Source organism: Advenella sp. S44, from assembly GCF_002810445.1.
Classification (GTDB): Bacteria; Pseudomonadota; Gammaproteobacteria; order Burkholderiales; family Burkholderiaceae_B; genus Advenella.
This window is the reverse complement of record NZ_NEXS01000003.1, coordinates 376,112-392,036: the sequence shown is the minus strand read 5'-3', so window position 1 is coordinate 392,036 and position 15,925 is coordinate 376,112. Positions and strand designations below refer to the sequence as shown.

Below are 15,925 nucleotides of genomic sequence, written 5' to 3'. Positions count from 1 at the left end.
CGGATAAATACAGGGCACCGTTACCGGGCCAGCCAGCTCACAGGATCTACCGGAGTAGATCCTTGTCTGATTTCAAAATAGAGGCCCGGTTCAACCTGCCCCCCCGTAGCCCCGACACGGGCAATGGTCTCGCCAATACGCACGCGATCCCCTACGCCCTTGCTCAGGCTCTGATTGTAACCATATACACTCAGATAGCCGTTCTGGTGATCCACAATGATGAGGTTACCAAACCCCTGGATCCACGCCGCATAAACCACGCGACCACCGCCCACCGCCTTGACCGGTGCGCCGTTGCCGGCACGGATCAGGATTCCCCGCCAGACGTCACCCGTGTCGGGGCGCGGCGTGCCGAACCGACCTTGCACAGTACCACGCACGGGCCAGGGCGCGCCGCGCTGCAGGCCGGCACTGCCCGATGAAGCATCTGCTGCGGCCTTCCGTTCGTCTTCACGCGCTTTTTGCGCCAGCCGGGCTTCTTCTTCTGCCCTGAGGCGAGCCAGGCGAGCTTTTTCGCGATCAATTTCCAGATTTTCCCGCTGTATCCGTGCCTGCGCCAATTGCTGCCGGGCCGCTTGCTCTGAACGGCTGGCAGTCTGCAGATCCGGCGAAGAAGGCGCCGGGCCGGTCGCGGCAGATGGCGCATTTTCGCGGGCACGACGCAATGCCTCTGCCTGCTCTTCGGCCGTCATGTAGGCGCGCTGCTCTGCCTCGCGGGCCTGTTGGGCCTGACGCGCAGCCTGTTCGGCGCGTTTTGCCGCGAGCGCGGCCTGCTGGGCAGCCTGACGCGCAGCCTGCTCACGCGCCTGCTGCAGCGCCTTGCGTCTGGCAGCCTCGCGCGCTTGCCGCTCGATAGCAGCCCGACGGATGGCCTCGCGCTGCTTGGCAATACTACCCTGGATATCATCAATCAGCGCATTCAGGCGTTTATCGTCCCGCGCCAGTTTGCCGGCTTGCGAGCGCCGCGCTTTCAGATCTGCCTCAATAGTGGCCAGTACCTTGGCATGCTTCTGTTTTTCCTGCTCCAGCTCTGCTTTGCCTTTTTCTGCTTCATTGGCCAGCGCCTGCAACGTTTTCTGATGACCCGCCACCTTTTTCTTGACCGCGTCCAGCCGGGCAATTTCAGTATTGAGGGCCTGGACGGCCTGCGCTCTTGCCTTGGCGACATAGCTCAGATAAGTCAGGTCACGGCCGATTTTTTGCGCATCATCGCCCGAGAGCAGTGCAGCCCACGGCGAGACGCCGTGCGTGTACTGGGACTTGAGCTGCTGGGCCAATTCCTGACGCCGCTGTTCCATCAGCGCCTGCTGTCCGGCCTGCTGTTTACGCAAGTTGTCCAGCTCCCTTTCGGTCTTGTCCCGCTGACTATCCAGATCATCAAGCCGCGCGTTGAGCCGGGAAATTTCGGTTTCAGACTGACGCAACGATTCGGTCACATCCTTGCGGTCGCTCTCCGATTCGTCGATGCGTTTCTGCACTTGCGCAATTTTTTCCTGAAGATCGCGGCGCAACTGCTCGGCATTCTGCTGCTGTTTGGTAAGCGAAGAGATCGATTGCGCGCCCGCCGGCCCGCCCGCAAGCAACACCATACAGGCAAGCGTGGCGCTCCCGAGCAAACGAAGCGATAACAGGGAGCCGCGTCCACTCATGGCGCCTTCCCTATGGCCGGCATTCAAACAGAAGCCGCAACTTGCGCAAGACCCCGATCACATCAGTCCTTTTTGGCTTTTCCCTGGGCAGCAACCGCAGCCATGGCAGCCGCGATGGCTTCCTGATCGCCCAGGTAGTAATGTTTAATGGGCTTGAGGTTTTCATCCAGTTCATAAACCAAGGGCTGACCGGTGGGAATATTCAAATTGACGATATCCTCTTCGGAGATCTGATCCAGATGTTTGATCAGCGCGCGCAGGCTATTGCCATGGGCCGATATGAGCACATTGCGACCTGCCTTGATGGCAGGAGCAATGGACTCCTCCCATAAGGGCAATACCCGTGCCACGGTATCCTTAAGGCATTCGGTCGCAGGCAAATCGGCTGGCGCGATGCGCCCGTAACGCTCATCGAAGCGGGGATGCCGCTCGTCATTGCCCTCCAGGGGTTCAGGGGCGATCGCGTAGGCACGCCGCCATACCAGGACCTGCTCGTCGCCATACTTCTGCGCAGTTTCGGCCTTGTTCAACCCTTCGAGCGCGCCATAATGCCGCTCGTTCAGGCGCCAGCTCGGATGCACGGGCGTATACATGGCGTCCATGGCGTCCAACGCAATCCAGAGCGTGCGGATTGCCCGCTTTAACACAGATGTGAATGCCAGATCGAAGGTGAAACCCTCTTTTTTGAGCAGCTGGCCCGCGTCCCAGGCCTGTTGGCGGCCCGTTTCGGTCAGGTCGACGTCTTTCCAGCCGGTGAACCGGTTTTCAAGATTCCACTGGCTTTCGCCGTGGCGCATTAACACTAGCTTATACATTGTTGATTCCCGCAAGACAAACTAAAAAACGTTACCGGGTTGAAAATCGGCCCGCCACGTGCCTGCGGCCCGGGTCAACCATTAATTTTCCTCTATTTTACAGAAGTCTTATCGCGAATAGGCTAGCTATTTTATAATCAGTAAATTCAGCGTTTAAAAAACGCATTTACAGGATGCACCGTGGATTTTCTCTTTTATCAGAACTCGATTTACTTTCTCATTTTTCTGCTGGTCTCCGGCGCACTGCTGATTTTTCCCCAGTTGCGCAAGCGAGGCAAGGGCAACACCGGCCTGAACGTCAAAGAAGCGGTCAATCTGGTTAACCGTGAAAACGCCGTGTTTGTTGACCTGCGGCCTGTCGATAGTTTTCGCAGCGGCTCTATCCCGTCTGCGCGCCATCTTCCGGCAGCCGACTTCGAACAGAAGGCCGGTACACTGCCTCGCAACAAACCACTGATCCTGGTATGCGATAATGGGCGTGAATCGGCCAAAATGGCTGACGTACTGCGCGGCAAGAACACCGAAAACGTATATACGCTGGCCGGCGGCATGGGCGCCTGGAAAACCGAGGGCATGCCCGTCAAGCACCACGCCTGACTTCACCTGGGACCGCGCTGCAGCGCAGCGCCAGACCAACTCCTACGTAGAGACTCATCATGCAAAAAGTGACCATGTATTACAAGCAAACCTGTCCTTACTGTGTACGGGCAGAGAAACTGTTGCGTGAACGCGGTGTTGCCGATTTTGAAAAAATCAGCATTGACACCAATCGCGAACAACGTGCTGCTATGATCGAACGCTCAGGCGGGCGCACAACCGTGCCACAAATCTTCATCGGCCACGAACATGTGGGCGGATGTGACGATCTGATGGCCCTTGACCGCGAAGGAAAACTGGTTACCATGCTGGGTGCATAACCCGCATATTTTTAATACATTTACATAATTAGGAAGTTATATGGCTGACGAAAACAACGCTGCATCCAACAACGACGCAACAGGAACAGATCCGGTATTTGCGATGCAACGCGTCTATCTGAAAGACCTGTCGCTGGAAATGCCTAATGCGCCGCAAATTTTCCTGGAACAGGAAACGCCCAATGTCGAAGTCTCCCTGAACGTTGGCGGCGAGCGGCTGGCCGAAACCGTTTTCGAAGCGACTGTCACCGTGACAACGACCACCAAAGTCGGCGACAAGACGCTGTATCTTGTTGAAGCCACCCAGGCAGGCATTTTTGAAATCGCCAATGTGCCCGAAGAACAGTTCGAGCCTCTGATAGGCATTGTCTGCCCTACCATGCTGTTTCCGTATCTGCGCGCCAACGTGGCCGATGCCATCAACCGCACTTCTCTGCCTCCGCTGCACCTGGCTGAAGTCAACTTCCAGGCCCTGTTCGAACAGCGCGCACAGCAAGCACAGGAGCAGGCAGGTCAGGCTGGCGGAAATGAAGCCGCCGACAGTAGTGGTTCAGGCATTTACGTTCCGCCCGGTACAACGCGCCAATAAACACGCATGACGTCTGTGTCCACATTGTTGCCATTGCGTGTGCTGGTTCTTGGCGCGGGCAGCTGGGGCACAGCACTGGCGCATGCCGCCTGTCATAACGCCCAGGTCATGATCTGGGCGCGCGATCCAAAAACGGCGCATGACATCAACCTGCAGCACCGCAATCGGCGATACCTGCCGGACATCGCCCTGCCTGCCGGGCTTCTGGCCTGCGACAGCCTTGAACAGGCGTTCGCCTTTCTGCAGGACGCATCTTCATCCCTCATTATCCTGGGCACGCCTGTAGCGGCCATCGCGCACACCTGCGCGATCTTGCGCGATCACCTGCCCGCCGCCGGCCTGCAGACAACGCCTGTACTATGGACGTGCAAAGGGTTCGAACAGCAAACGGCGCGCCTGCCACACGAAGTGGCGCAGGCCATTCTTGCCGATACCATACCGCATACCGGCGTGTTGTCCGGCCCTTCCTTTGCGCGTGAAGTGGCCCAGGGGCTTCCGGTGGCGCTCACCGTCGCCAGCCGCCATGAGTGTGTCCGCACACGGGCGACCGCAGCCCTGCATGCAGGCAATACTCGAATTTATCGAAGCCAGGATGTGGTTGGCGTTGAAGTGGGCGGCGCCATGAAAAACGTCATTGCCATTGCCTGCGGCATTGCCGACGGCCTGGCACTGGGCATGAACGCGCGCGCAGCGCTCATTACACGAGGGCTTGCTGAAATGAGTCGCCTGGGTCTAGTTCTGGGAGGCGATGCTGCCACGTTCAGCGGACTGACCGGCCTTGGCGATCTTGTCCTGACCGCTACCGGAGACCTGTCACGCAACCGGCAGGTTGGCGTCGCACTGGGCCAGGGGCAGGACCTGGATACAATTCTGTCTTCCGGCATGACGGCCGAAGGCGTACGCTGCGCGCAGGCTGCCCTGATGCGGGCGCGTAGCCTGGATATTGATATGCCCATTACCGAGGCGGTCTGCAGCGTGCTGTTCGACAAGGTATCGCCACTTGACGCCGTGTCGCGGCTGCTATCGCGCGAGTCACGCAGCGAATAGCTCATTTGGTCTGGCACCTGGCAACTGTACCCCGAAGCCAGTCCCTGCATCCGAAATCTGCGCCAGCACGCCGGCACCGCGACATCTGCATCCCCTATCCCACATTACCCATGCCATCGCCAATCGCCGCTCAAGCCGCCTCAATCACAGTCGTCATATTGGGGGCGCAGTACTGGGGGTCGTCATACAGGGTCCGCCACGCTGGGGGAGGCGCCACGCTGAGGTTCGCGTTGACAACTGCGCGCAGCCCGTCTATCAGCGCAGCGCCCGCCTGATGGCGCTAACGGGGACCAGGGTCTCGCCCGCCGCATTTTGTCTCACCGGCTTGCACCACGCATGCCCATAAGCCACTTCCAATGACAAGCGCAATAAGCCATCTGCTCCTCGTCCGGCTTCCAATGCCTCGAAAAGGCGCCGATACCACGCCCGCCCCCTCAATCCATCGGCACGCGCCTCACTCGGATTGCCACCCAAGCCGCGTACATCTTTGAGCAAGGCGGGCACCGTGCGATAAGTCAGCGTAATGACCTCCTGGTCCATGACCGGATCCATGAAGCCATTTTCCAGCAGGATGTCTCCGAAATCATGCATATCGACAAATTGCATAGTTTGGGTCTGAATGCCGGCCGCCGCAACCGCGCTGCGCAATTCGCGAAAGGTGCCGGGCCCCAGACAGGAGAACATGGCCAGGCCGTTGTTGCGCAAGACCCGACGCCATTCACGTATGACGTCATGCGGTTGCTGATGCCAGTGCAGGGCCAGATTGGACCACACCATATCGACCGATTCCGGCCCCATGGGCATCGCAGCCATATCGGCGAGCGCAAAAGAAAAGCCCTGTCTTCCCCTGATCTTTTGCAAGACAGATTTAAGCCCCCTGGATACAAACTGACTTTCGCAGTGTTTAATAAACGGCGCGCAATGATCCACCCCAACAATCGATGCCTGCGGGTAGCGCGCTGCCAGCAAATAAAATGAATTGCCGGGACCGCAGCCGGCATCGACAATCCGCTCGGGCGCCACCTTGATATAGCCCAGCCGATCGATCATGCGCGTGGCGATCTCATCGTAGAAAAAACGCGCGTCCTCCAGTGTGCCACGACGGGCAAATTGCTGACGGACATGCGCCATATTGATGGGCAGCCGGGAGGCCGAGTGAATGAGCTGGGACATTGTTATCACAAACCTGATTGATACCGCAAACGTATTGCGGCAAATTATGCAATCTATCATTGTAATGAAGGGGAATCCGCCATGGCCAAAAAGGGGCCGCTTTCCAGACGATTTTCCGACTTGCGCGCTCACTTTGCCCGCCAGACGCTGACAGCCTGTCCACTATGCAACGGCCCAGCGCCCATAGGACGCTTATGCGCCGGCTGCACCCATGATGTGCAGTATTCCATGCGCCATTACCCCTGGCGCTGCGCACGTTGTGCACTGGCGCTGCCGGCTAACGTGCCATGCCCCGACTGCGACGACCAGACGCCTGCGGTGCAAAACGTCGTGGCCGCGTTCGATTATGTCGCCCCGGCCGACAGCCTGGTGCTGCGTTTCAAAAATGCGCGTCAATTTCAGTTGGCAACCATTTTTGCTGCACTGGCGGTTGATGCCATACAGTGGGGCCATGCCCAACACGCGACGCCACCATGGCCGGCGACTACACCCTTGGTGCCTATACCTGGCAGCCATCGCTCATTGCAACGACGTGGCTTTAATCCTGCAGGCGAGTTCGCCATCAGGCTGGGTCGCCTGTTAAAAATGCCGGTGCTGCTTTCACTGCTGTACCGGGAGCCGGCGCGTCTGAAGCAAAGCACACTGAATCGCCTGCAACGGCGCGCCAATACCGCACATGTGTATTATTGCGCGCGAAATGCGCCGCTGCCTTGCGTTGTATTGGTGGACGATGTGCTGACCACGGGCAGTACGCTGAATGCGGCGGCCCGCGCATTGAAAGCGGCGGGCGTGCAAAAGGTGTTCGCCGTTGTCATTGCACGAACGCCTTGCGTTATTCGCGATGAGCCCTCTGCTATCGGCTTTCCGGACTGATACTAGCTACCGGCCACAAAGCCCAGTTGCCGCCAGGCTTCGTAGCTGACGATCGCCACGGCATTGGACAGATTCAGGCTCCGGTTATTCGGCAGCATCGGAATCCTCAGTCGTGTGCTGTCGGAAAACGTAGCCATGACTTGCGGCGAAAGGCCGGTCGTTTCGGCGCCGAAAAGCAGGACATCGCCATCCTGGAAAGCGACGTCCGTATAGGACCGCGTCCCTTTGGTCGTGATCGCAAAAATCCGCTGGCCCGGTACGCTGGACGTAAACGACGCATAGTCTGGATGAATCGTCACGTTGGCCAGATCATGATAATCCAGCCCTGCCCGACGCATCTTGGCATCATCAATACGAAATCCCATGGGCTCAATCAGATGCAGCCAGCAGCCGTTGTTGGCAATCAACCGAATGATGTTTCCGGTATTGGGGGCGATTTTAGGTTCGAACAGGGCAATATGAAGCATGGGCAACGTTAGCTGTAGGGGGAATGGGCGGGACGCAACATGCGCCCTATTTCTTCCAGAAACCTGGCGTAAAGAGAACCAGTATGGTGAAAAACTCCAGGCGGCCGACCAACATGGCAAAAGTACAAATCCAGATCTGGAAATCGTTCAGGCCGGAATAGTTGCCCATCGGGCCGACGGCCCCCAGGCCGGGGCCGATATTGGACAGGCTGGCAAAGACAGCCGATGACGCGGTGCTGAAATCAAGCCCGGACATGACCATCACCCCGGTGAGCGCCACATTCATGAGTACAAACACAAGCACGAAAGCCATGATGGACGAAATAATGGCGGGCGGCACAATCTGCCGTTGCAGTTTGACGGGACACACGGCATGCGGGTGCAGCACCTTGCGCAATTCGGCTCCGATCTGCTTGAAAATCACGATGACCCGGATCAGCTTGATGCCGCCACCGGTGGAACCGGCTGACGAAGAAAAGCTGCCGAGCAACAGCATCACAACCGGCAACAATATCGGCCAGTGCAGATAGTCCGTATTGGCAAAACCGGTAGTGGTCGCCAGCGAGATCGTGTTAAACATGCCAAAACGCAACGCCTGGCCGATGCTGGGATACACACCGTGCAAGTACAGCCAGATACTGACACTCAGTCCGCCCAGCAGCATAATGGCGACAAACACTTTGGTTTGCGGGCATGTCACGTAATAGCGCAACTTGCGAAATCTAAATACATTGTAATGCGTGGCAAAACTGATACCGGCGACGATCATAAATATGCAGGCCACGGCGTCGACCAGCGCCGAATCATAATGCTGGAAGCCTTCGTCATAAATGGAAAATCCGCCCAGCGCCATGGTCGAGGCCGCGTGGCACCAGGCATCGAACCACGAGAGGCCAGCCAGCCGATAGCAAATCACGCAAAGCGCGGACACCGAGATATAAATCGCATACAGCGCCTTGGCCGTACCTGCGATGCGCGGTGTGAGCTTCTCTTCTTTCATGGGGCCGGGTATTTCTCCGCGCATGATCTGATAACCGCCCACTCCCAGCAGCGGCATAATGGCGACAGCCATCACCAGAATCCCCATACCGCCCACCCAGATCAGGGTCACGCGCCAGATATTGATGGACGGCGGCAACAACGAGATATTGTTCAACACCGATGCGCCTGTCGTGGTAATACCCGACATGGCTTCGTAGTAGGCATGGGTAAAGGTCAGCGAATGCCCTTCTATTTGTGCATCAATCACAAATGGCAGGGACGCAATCAGGGGAAATACCAACCAGACCAGCGATACAAGCAGCAGACCGTTGCGTGCGTTAATTTCGTCCTTGGAGCTGCTGGTAAGCCGCCACAACACGCCGGATATCACAATAGAAATACCCAGGCTGATCAGAAAAGCATTGTGCGCGCCATCCTCGAAATAGAGCGAGACGCCTAGCGGAAACAACAGTATCGTGGAAAAGACGAGCATTGTCAGGCTAAGCGCATGCAGGACATTCAGGATATTGCGCATGTTGGCGGCCTAGAAGAAAAACACCGAAACCTGAAAGAGTTTCTCAACCCGCCGCATGTCCTGCCGGGTGCCGGCAAAAACAACCACATGATCGCCAGGCTGAATCGTTGTCGATGGTTCGGGCAGGATCACGTCGTCTTCACGCAAAATGGCTGCCACAATCGCCGTTCTCGGCAACTTGAGCTCGGCAATGGATTTGCCCACCACCTGTGAACTCTTGTTATCGCCATTGACTTCGAACTCAATGGCTTCGGCATTGCCCCAGCGTAGCCGGTGTCCGGCCACAACGGCACCCTGTCGCACATCGCGCAGCAACGCGCCGATGGTAGCTTGCGAAGGCGATACGGCGATATCGATCAGGCTGCCTTCCATCAATTCACCATACGCCTTGCGATTGATCAGGGCCACGACCTTGCGGGCGCCCAGCCGCTTGGCCAACAAGGACGACATGATATTGTCTTCATCATCGTTGGTCACAGCCAGAAACGTATCCATCTCTTCGATGTTTTCGTTATCGAGCAAAGCTTCATCGGTTGCATCGCCCTGCAAGATTAGTACTTTGCTGGGCAGCAAGGTGGCCAGGGTCTCGCACCGCTGGCGGTTGCTCTCAAGAATGCGTACGTTATAGCTGCCCTGCGAGAGTTTGCGCGCGAGCCGGTAACCAATATTGCCGCCGCCGGCTATCATGACCGTGCGCACTTTGCGTGAGGCATACTGCAGCTTGTCGACCGCTTCCTTGCCGGTCTGGGTATCGACAGCGACAACCAATTCATCACCCTGTTGAATGGCAGACTGATGATCCAGCGCGACCGAGGCGCCATTGCGGAAAATTTCCAGCACGCGCGCGTTCAGGTCTGGCAGATTGTGTCCGTTGCGGTTGACGCGCAGATTGATCAGCGGACTGATGCGACCGATACGGATGATCAGCAGGCTCAGGCGACCGCCGCCGAACTCCACCACCTGCAAGGCCTCCGGAAATTCGATCAGGCTGTGCAGATACGTAGTTACGCTGTTTTCGGGACTGATGACCGAGTCAACGCCAAAGCTTTCCTTGATCAACTCAGGATTGCTGGCAAAGTCATAGCTGCGGACACGGGAAATGCGACGGGGAATATTGAAGACATCTTTGGCGATGCGACAGGCCACCAGGTTGACCGGATCGGTAGCAGCACAGGCGACCAGCAGATCGGTATCGTCGGCGCCCGCCGAGCGCAGCACTTCAGGCATGGAGGCATCGCCTTGCACGCCGCGCAGGTCAATGCGGTCCTGCAGATAGCGCAGGCGTTCGCCATCGGTATCCACAATGGTGATATCGTTTTTTTCAGAAACAAGATTCTCGGCAACGCTTGCACCAACGCGTCCTGCGCCAAGGATCAGGATCTTCATGAATTGCGTTTGCGAGAGGAATCAATACCCAGTTGGCGCAACTTGCGATACAGATGTGTGCGCTCCAGGCCGGTTTTTTCCGACACTCGGGTCATGCTGTGATTTTCGCGACCCAGATGATATTCAAAGTAGACGCGTTCAAATTCATCGCGGGCATCGCGCAACGGTTGGTCAAGCGAGATGCTGCCCAGTTGCGACCCTTGAGCCGGTGCTTCCGGCTCGGCGACAGACGGCGCGCCCGGGGCCGCTGCGGCCACAGGCGTTGGCGCCATGCCTGTTCGGGCAGCGGGAGCGGCAGCCGGCGCACGAGTAGCGCCATTGCCAGCCGCAGCCATGACCTGTTTGGCGTGCGGGCGCATTAGCCCGGCCTGCACGGTCTTGAGCAGTTTTTGCAGCGTAATGGGTTTTTCAAGAAAATCCATGGCGCCTATGCGGGTGGCTTCAACCGCGGTATCTACCGTAGCATGGCCGCTCATCATGATAACCGGCATATCCAGCAAACCCTGAGAGCCCCACTCCTTGAGCAGGCTGACACCATCGGTATCAGGCATCCAGATATCAAGAAGCACCAGATCGGGCCGGTAGCGCAGGCGAGCGGCACGGGCCTGCGAAGCATTTTCTGCAAGCTCTACGGTGTGACCTTCGTCGTATAAAATTTCCGACAGAAGCTCGCGTATACCAATTTCATCGTCAACCACCAGAATTCTGGCCATATCTTGTCACCTATTACTTTCTGACTGCATTTTTTTGGTACTGATCAAAGTTCCGGGTTCAATTATAACCACGGGAACGCGCTAATTGCCGGTTTTCGGAGTCAGCCGCGTGAGTAATATTGATACACGCGCTCCACCGTCCTTGCGATTGGCAATGTCGATTCTGCCGCCATGCTCTTCAATTATTTTACGCACTATCGGCAAACCAAGGCCGGTGCCATGCGCCTTGGTCGTGACGTACGGCTCAAAGGCTGTCTGCAATACCTTGGCAGGAAATCCGCCACCTCTGTCTTCGAGTGTAATACGAATTGCCTGCCCATCCGTACTCTGATCCTTTTCGGAACGCGTAAGCGTCGTGCGGATGGTGATACCGGGCTCATCGCCATCGAGCTGCATCTCAGCCATGGCATCACGCGAATTGGACAACAGGTTGTTCAAGACCTGGCGCAACTGCGTGGGATCCGCTTCGGCCAGCGGCAGCTCCGGCGCCAGCTCCAGGCGGATATGGCGATACAGGGGCTCGTCGTGTGGCCCATGGCCTTCGGGGTCCCAGCCATACAAGACTGCCAGGTCCGATATCAGGGCATTGATGTCGACATGCTGCATTTGCGCCGGGGGGGTTCTGGCGTACTCGCGAAAGTCATCCACCATTTTTTTCAGCGATGAGACCTGATTGATGATGGTATTGGTTGAGCGCGCCAGGATACCGGCGTTGCGCTCATCCAGATGCCCTTCCAGTTTCATGGCCAGCCGCTCGGCCGACAGCTGGATCGGCGTCAGCGGATTTTTGATTTCATGGGCCAGTCGCCGCGCCACTTCGCCCCAGGCCCGCGCGCGGTTTGCCGATATCACTTCTGAAATATCGTCGAACACCACGACATAGCCGGTGGGCCGTCCATCAATGCGCAAGCGGGTGCCACGCATCAAAAGCGTGACATCGTCGGTTTCATCGCTTTCGCTGCTGGTCGACAGCGTGATTTGTTCCTGCCAGTAGTGGCGCTCCGATCCGACGGCCGCGTGATCTGCAAAAGCCCTGCGAATCTGCCGGGTAAACTCAATCAGAGAATCGACCACCTCCAGCGGCCGCCCCGGCACCGAGCGCAGATCAACATCGAGAATGGACTGGGCGCCTTTGTTTACCGTGGTCACATTGAATCGCTCATCAAAAACAATTACGCCCGAGGACAGGCCGGCCATGACGCTTTCCAGATAGGCATTGGAGCGCTCCAACTGAATGCGATTGGTCTCGACCTGGCGTCGCGCCTCGTCAAGCTGGCGCGTCATTGCATTGAACGATCGGGTAAGCAGACCGATTTCGTCCATGGCCGTGGGTTCAGGCAAGGGTCGGTAGTCTCCAACAGCCACCGCCTGTGTGCCGGAAGCCAGCGTCAATAGCGGCTTGACCAGACGCCGTGCGATAGCCAGCGCCACGGCAATAGAGGTAAACAGCGTCACCAGCAACGCCAGCGTCAGGGTGATGCCGTACAGTTTCTGGATTCCCTTGCGCGAGAGGGCCAACTCCTGATAGTCGCGAAACCCTTTCTGCACCTCGTTCAAATTGCTGCCGATATTTTCCGGCACCAGACGGGTCAACTGCAGCAGATACGGCTCGGGCGAGGCCCCCAGCGGAGCATCCAGCTTGAAGGAATTGGAAAACACCGGCACGATGACCCGGATGCGCAACTGCGGATTCTCAAAATCCGTACCGTCAACCGCCTCGGTGCGGGCATAGGAACGAGACAGCCGCAACTGATTCAACACCGATACCGGCGGCATTTGCGGCAACAAGCTGCCAAAAGAGGAACTGGAGAACGCGACCACCCGGCTCCCGGATACCGTAAATACCAAGGCATCCCCCACCGTCGTGTTTTCACGTAGGCGGGTTAGCGCGACCGACAATTCCTGATCGGGAACGTTGGATAAATCGTCGGCCATCAGCCTGGCACGCGACAGCAAATCGCCCACCTGGCTGTCAAGCGATGCCTGGCCCAGCGTCAGACCAGACTGCAAGGCGCTGTCCACCCTGACGTTGAACCAGGATTCGACCGATCGCGACATAAACTGCACCGAAAGCAGATAAATGACAACGCCAGGAATAATCGCCATCACGGCGAACGCGAGTGCAAAACGAAACGTCAATCGGGCGCCAAACTGCCTGGACCGCAATTGCCGGATCAGGCGAATGGTCAGCATCGAGACCCACAGGAACAATGCCAGCGCCAGTACCCCGTTGAGCAACAGCAGCAAATCGTACTGCTGTGCCAGCCTTGAGGAATTGCCCGTAGAGCGAACCAGCAGACCCATCAATACCAGGGCCGCGAGCACGGCGGCAATAAATACCAGTCGCACCACCCATTTGATCAGGGACTGGGCGTGGTTGCCGAAAATAGAAATTCGAAATTTTTCCATGGTGTCGATAAGGCCCAGGCGCGACCGCCCAGGGCATCCATACGAAAGGGACGCGGTAAAAGAGAGGTATCCAGTTTCATGCGAAACTGTGCTTCGTAATGCTGGTCAGGATCCAGGCCGGTGAACGGCCCTACCGGCCAGTTATAAATGCGTGTAATGGTGTGCAGGGCATCGGACAGCGACATTTCGGGCACCGAATAATCGCCGGAAGTCACACGCCATTGGCGCACCAGCGCATTGTAGGCGACGCGCCAGGTTTGGGACTGGTCATAGACTTCGCGGTCAAACCACCACCAGCGCGGTTCCACCAGCCTGAACTCTACGGTAAAGTACAACGGCACCCCGTGCTGCGCCGCCACTTCCAGGTCATTCGAGAGCGGTAGATCCACGTCTGCATTGAGCACGTAGCCATCGGACTGCTGCTGGATCTGGACACTATTGATTGTTGCCCCGCCCAGTCTTGCGGCAGGCGTTTGCGCGTGCAAGCCCGCGCCCCAGGTGACGGTCAGTCCCAGAAGCACGGTCAGTGCAAGCCTCAGAATAAATGCAAGCGGCATGGGAACGGGCTGGGTGTGCATGCGTGATTCGTTATCGGGCCTGGCAACACCGGCGCTTGCGGTGTCCCCTGTGAGTGGTGTCCCTATGATACCTCAACCAAACCGATGCCGACAGCCAAACCCGCTGCCTTTATGCGCGTTCATCCTGTTTACGCAGCAGGGCGTAGAAAAAGCCATCGTGCTCCTGTCCCTGTCCGGGCAGCAATTGGCCGGGAGCCGGCAATGCAGTGGCACCCTCAAGGGACTGCGCCATCCACTGGGCCTGCTCAATGCCCTCTTGCGGAAAAATCGAACACGTCACGTACAAAAACACGCCGCCCGGCTTGAGTGTCTGCCACAAGGCAGACACAATACGTCGCTGCAATGCGGCCGTTTCCGCGATATCCTGCTCCTGGCGCAACCATCGGATATCCGGATGCCGGCGCACAATACCGGAAGCGGTACAGGGGACATCGGCCAGAATGGCATCAAAATGCTGACCATCCCACCACGATGACAAATCGATCGCATCGCCGGCGCGCAGCTTCACGCCTTCCTCATGCAAGTCAAGCCGCTGCAGGTTCGCGGCTACGCGATCCAGGCGGCGCTCATCAATATCCAGTGCAGTCAACTGCAACTGCGCCTGCATCAACAAACCCGCCGTCTTGCCGCCCGGCGCGGCGCAGGCGTCCAGCACGCGCATACCGTCGGTGACCGGCAAGAGCTCGGCAGCCAGTTGCGCACCCGGATCCTGCACCATCCACCAGCCTTCCTCGAAACCGGGGATTCTGGCCACCGGCAGCGGCTGCGCCAGAATCACGCCGTGCTCGCCAATAGCCGTGGCGGCAATTTGTTGCTCCAGCAGTGCCGCCAGCAAGGCTTGGCGGCTGATTTTGCGTGTATTGACCCGAAGCGTAAGCGGTCCCGCCTGAAAACTGCTGCCCAGGATTGATTCCCATTGCGCGGGATAGGCCTGACGCACCCGAGCGATCCACCATTTGGGAAAGCCCCAGCGCACATTGCTGCGAAGATGGGCCTGCTCCAATAGCGCCGGGCGCTCCCGCTCAAAGCGCCGCAGGCAGGCGTTGATCAGCCCCTTAAAGCCAGCCGTTTTTCGATCCAGGCCGGCCGCGGTCACGGCCTGACTGACCAGGGTGTAGGATTCATAGACCGGCACCCGCGGATCATGGTGCACTTCACTCTCATCGATGGACAACAGGCACAAGGCCGTGCTCAAAAGACTCTCCACCAGCGCATTGGGCGCACGGCGATCCAGCAGCAGGTCTGCCAGCGCGTGCCCGCGGGCCAACTGGCGCATAACGTAAAATGACAGGGACTGCACCGCGGCGCGACGATTCGCCGGCTCGGCATTCAAAATATCGGTCAGGGAGCGGCCTTCGCCGACTGCCTGCACTGCATATGCCGTTGCCAGCAAAAGCTCGCTTAAGGGCGGTGTGGCCGGCGTCGCTTGGGGCGAGACGACGGGCTGGGCGGGACGGGTCATAGACTAAGATCCCCAAGCATAAAAAATTGACTGTGCATATACACCGTTAGTGAGCGGAAATGGTAAAATTGCCTGATTATTCATTGCGATAGCAAACGCGTCGCGACAGGCGGCGGGCTGGCAGACCAAAAACAAGCCATGGCAGTTTTCGCAGTTTTGTCGGAAAGCGGGGCTATGTTGCCCGCACTGCCAACCAGCGGCGTTGTCAACAATGCAGGCAAACCGCTACTGTTGTGCAAGCCCTGCACTTGCCTGTACTGTTGTCAAACAGTACAGCAATACAAGGGCACACGCCAAACCGGCAGCATCGGCGACCTCGCAATGGAACTGG

General features: G+C 57.9%; 15 protein-coding genes. 5 read left to right on the top strand and 10 right to left on the bottom strand.

Annotated features, from left to right (window positions below):
* Nucleotides 1–20 precede the first annotated feature (20 nt).
* Both CAP48_RS05800 and gpmA read right to left on the bottom strand, forming a co-directional pair.
* On the bottom strand, nucleotides 21–1,649 hold the full coding sequence (locus CAP48_RS05800; protein WP_242444342.1) for a murein hydrolase activator EnvC: 1,629 nt from the start codon (nucleotides 1,647–1,649) through the stop codon (nucleotides 21–23).
* A gap of 62 nt (nucleotides 1,650–1,711) precedes the next feature.
* Nucleotides 1,712–2,464 (bottom strand): 2,3-diphosphoglycerate-dependent phosphoglycerate mutase, encoded by a 753-nt coding sequence (gene gpmA / locus CAP48_RS05795; protein WP_100695068.1) that lies wholly within the window; start codon nucleotides 2,462–2,464, stop codon nucleotides 1,712–1,714.
* 180 nt (nucleotides 2,465–2,644) lie between these two features.
* Between gpmA and CAP48_RS05790 the strand changes: the two genes are divergently transcribed.
* Genes CAP48_RS05790 through CAP48_RS05775 form a run of 4 tightly spaced genes read left to right on the top strand, consistent with a single transcriptional unit; the run spans nucleotide 2,645 to nucleotide 5,017 of the window.
* Entirely contained in the window at nucleotides 2,645–3,061 is a 417-nt protein-coding gene (locus CAP48_RS05790; RefSeq protein ID WP_161495203.1) for a rhodanese-like domain-containing protein, read from the top strand.
* Nucleotides 3,062–3,120: 59 nt separating this feature from the next.
* Entirely contained in the window at nucleotides 3,121–3,381 is a 261-nt protein-coding gene (grxC, locus tag CAP48_RS05785) for a glutaredoxin 3 (protein WP_100695066.1), read from the top strand.
* 40 nt (nucleotides 3,382–3,421) lie between these two features.
* A complete protein-coding gene (gene secB, locus CAP48_RS05780) occupies nucleotides 3,422–3,970 on the top strand; it encodes a protein-export chaperone SecB (RefSeq protein ID WP_100695065.1) in 549 nt (182 codons plus the stop codon).
* Nucleotides 3,971–3,976: 6 nt separating this feature from the next.
* Complete coding sequence (locus CAP48_RS05775) at nucleotides 3,977–5,017, top strand: NAD(P)H-dependent glycerol-3-phosphate dehydrogenase (protein ID WP_100695064.1); 1,041 nt, start codon at nucleotides 3,977–3,979, stop codon at nucleotides 5,015–5,017.
* A gap of 255 nt (nucleotides 5,018–5,272) precedes the next feature.
* Here the strand turns inward: CAP48_RS05775 and CAP48_RS05770 are convergent, their stop codons facing one another.
* The gene (locus CAP48_RS05770) at nucleotides 5,273–6,190 is read right to left on the bottom strand and encodes a methyltransferase domain-containing protein (protein ID WP_100695063.1); all 918 of its coding nucleotides are present in this window, start codon (nucleotides 6,188–6,190) and stop codon (nucleotides 5,273–5,275) included.
* An 81-nt stretch (nucleotides 6,191–6,271) separates the two neighbouring features.
* On the opposite strand from CAP48_RS05770, the gene CAP48_RS05765 reads away from it, so the two are divergent.
* Nucleotides 6,272–7,063, top strand: coding sequence for a ComF family protein (locus CAP48_RS05765; RefSeq protein WP_100695062.1), 792 nt, complete (start codon nucleotides 6,272–6,274; stop codon nucleotides 7,061–7,063).
* 2 nt (nucleotides 7,064–7,065) lie between these two features.
* Here the strand turns inward: CAP48_RS05765 and CAP48_RS05760 are convergent, their stop codons facing one another.
* The 7 genes from CAP48_RS05760 to rsmB form a co-directional block, all read right to left on the bottom strand.
* Nucleotides 7,066–7,530 carry a tRNA (cytidine(34)-2'-O)-methyltransferase gene (locus CAP48_RS05760; RefSeq protein ID WP_100695061.1) on the bottom strand — a complete coding sequence of 155 codons (465 nt, stop codon included), beginning with the start codon at nucleotides 7,528–7,530 and terminating at the stop codon, nucleotides 7,066–7,068.
* A gap of 46 nt (nucleotides 7,531–7,576) precedes the next feature.
* Nucleotides 7,577–9,046 (bottom strand): TrkH family potassium uptake protein, encoded by a 1,470-nt coding sequence (locus CAP48_RS05755; protein ID WP_100695060.1) that lies wholly within the window; start codon nucleotides 9,044–9,046, stop codon nucleotides 7,577–7,579.
* Nucleotides 9,047–9,055: 9 nt separating this feature from the next.
* Nucleotides 9,056–10,432, bottom strand: a complete 1,377-nt coding sequence (gene trkA / locus CAP48_RS05750) for a Trk system potassium transporter TrkA (RefSeq protein WP_100695059.1) — start codon at nucleotides 10,430–10,432, stop codon at nucleotides 9,056–9,058.
* Nucleotides 10,429–11,145: a response regulator gene (locus tag CAP48_RS05745; RefSeq protein ID WP_100695058.1), complete on the bottom strand. Its 717-nt coding sequence runs from the start codon at nucleotides 11,143–11,145 to the stop codon at nucleotides 10,429–10,431. The genes trkA and CAP48_RS05745 overlap by 4 nt, the downstream gene beginning before the upstream one ends.
* A gap of 81 nt (nucleotides 11,146–11,226) precedes the next feature.
* Nucleotides 11,227–13,506, bottom strand: a complete 2,280-nt coding sequence (locus CAP48_RS05740; RefSeq protein WP_369806343.1) for an ATP-binding protein — start codon at nucleotides 13,504–13,506, stop codon at nucleotides 11,227–11,229.
* Nucleotides 13,506–14,132, bottom strand: a complete 627-nt coding sequence (locus tag CAP48_RS05735; RefSeq protein ID WP_100695056.1) for a DUF4390 domain-containing protein — start codon at nucleotides 14,130–14,132, stop codon at nucleotides 13,506–13,508. Before CAP48_RS05735 ends, CAP48_RS05740 begins: the two co-directional genes overlap by 1 nt.
* Before the next feature lie 109 nt (nucleotides 14,133–14,241).
* A complete protein-coding gene (gene rsmB, locus CAP48_RS05730) occupies nucleotides 14,242–15,594 on the bottom strand; it encodes a 16S rRNA (cytosine(967)-C(5))-methyltransferase RsmB (RefSeq protein ID WP_100695055.1) in 1,353 nt (450 codons plus the stop codon).
* Between the last annotated feature and the right edge of the window lie 331 nt (nucleotides 15,595–15,925).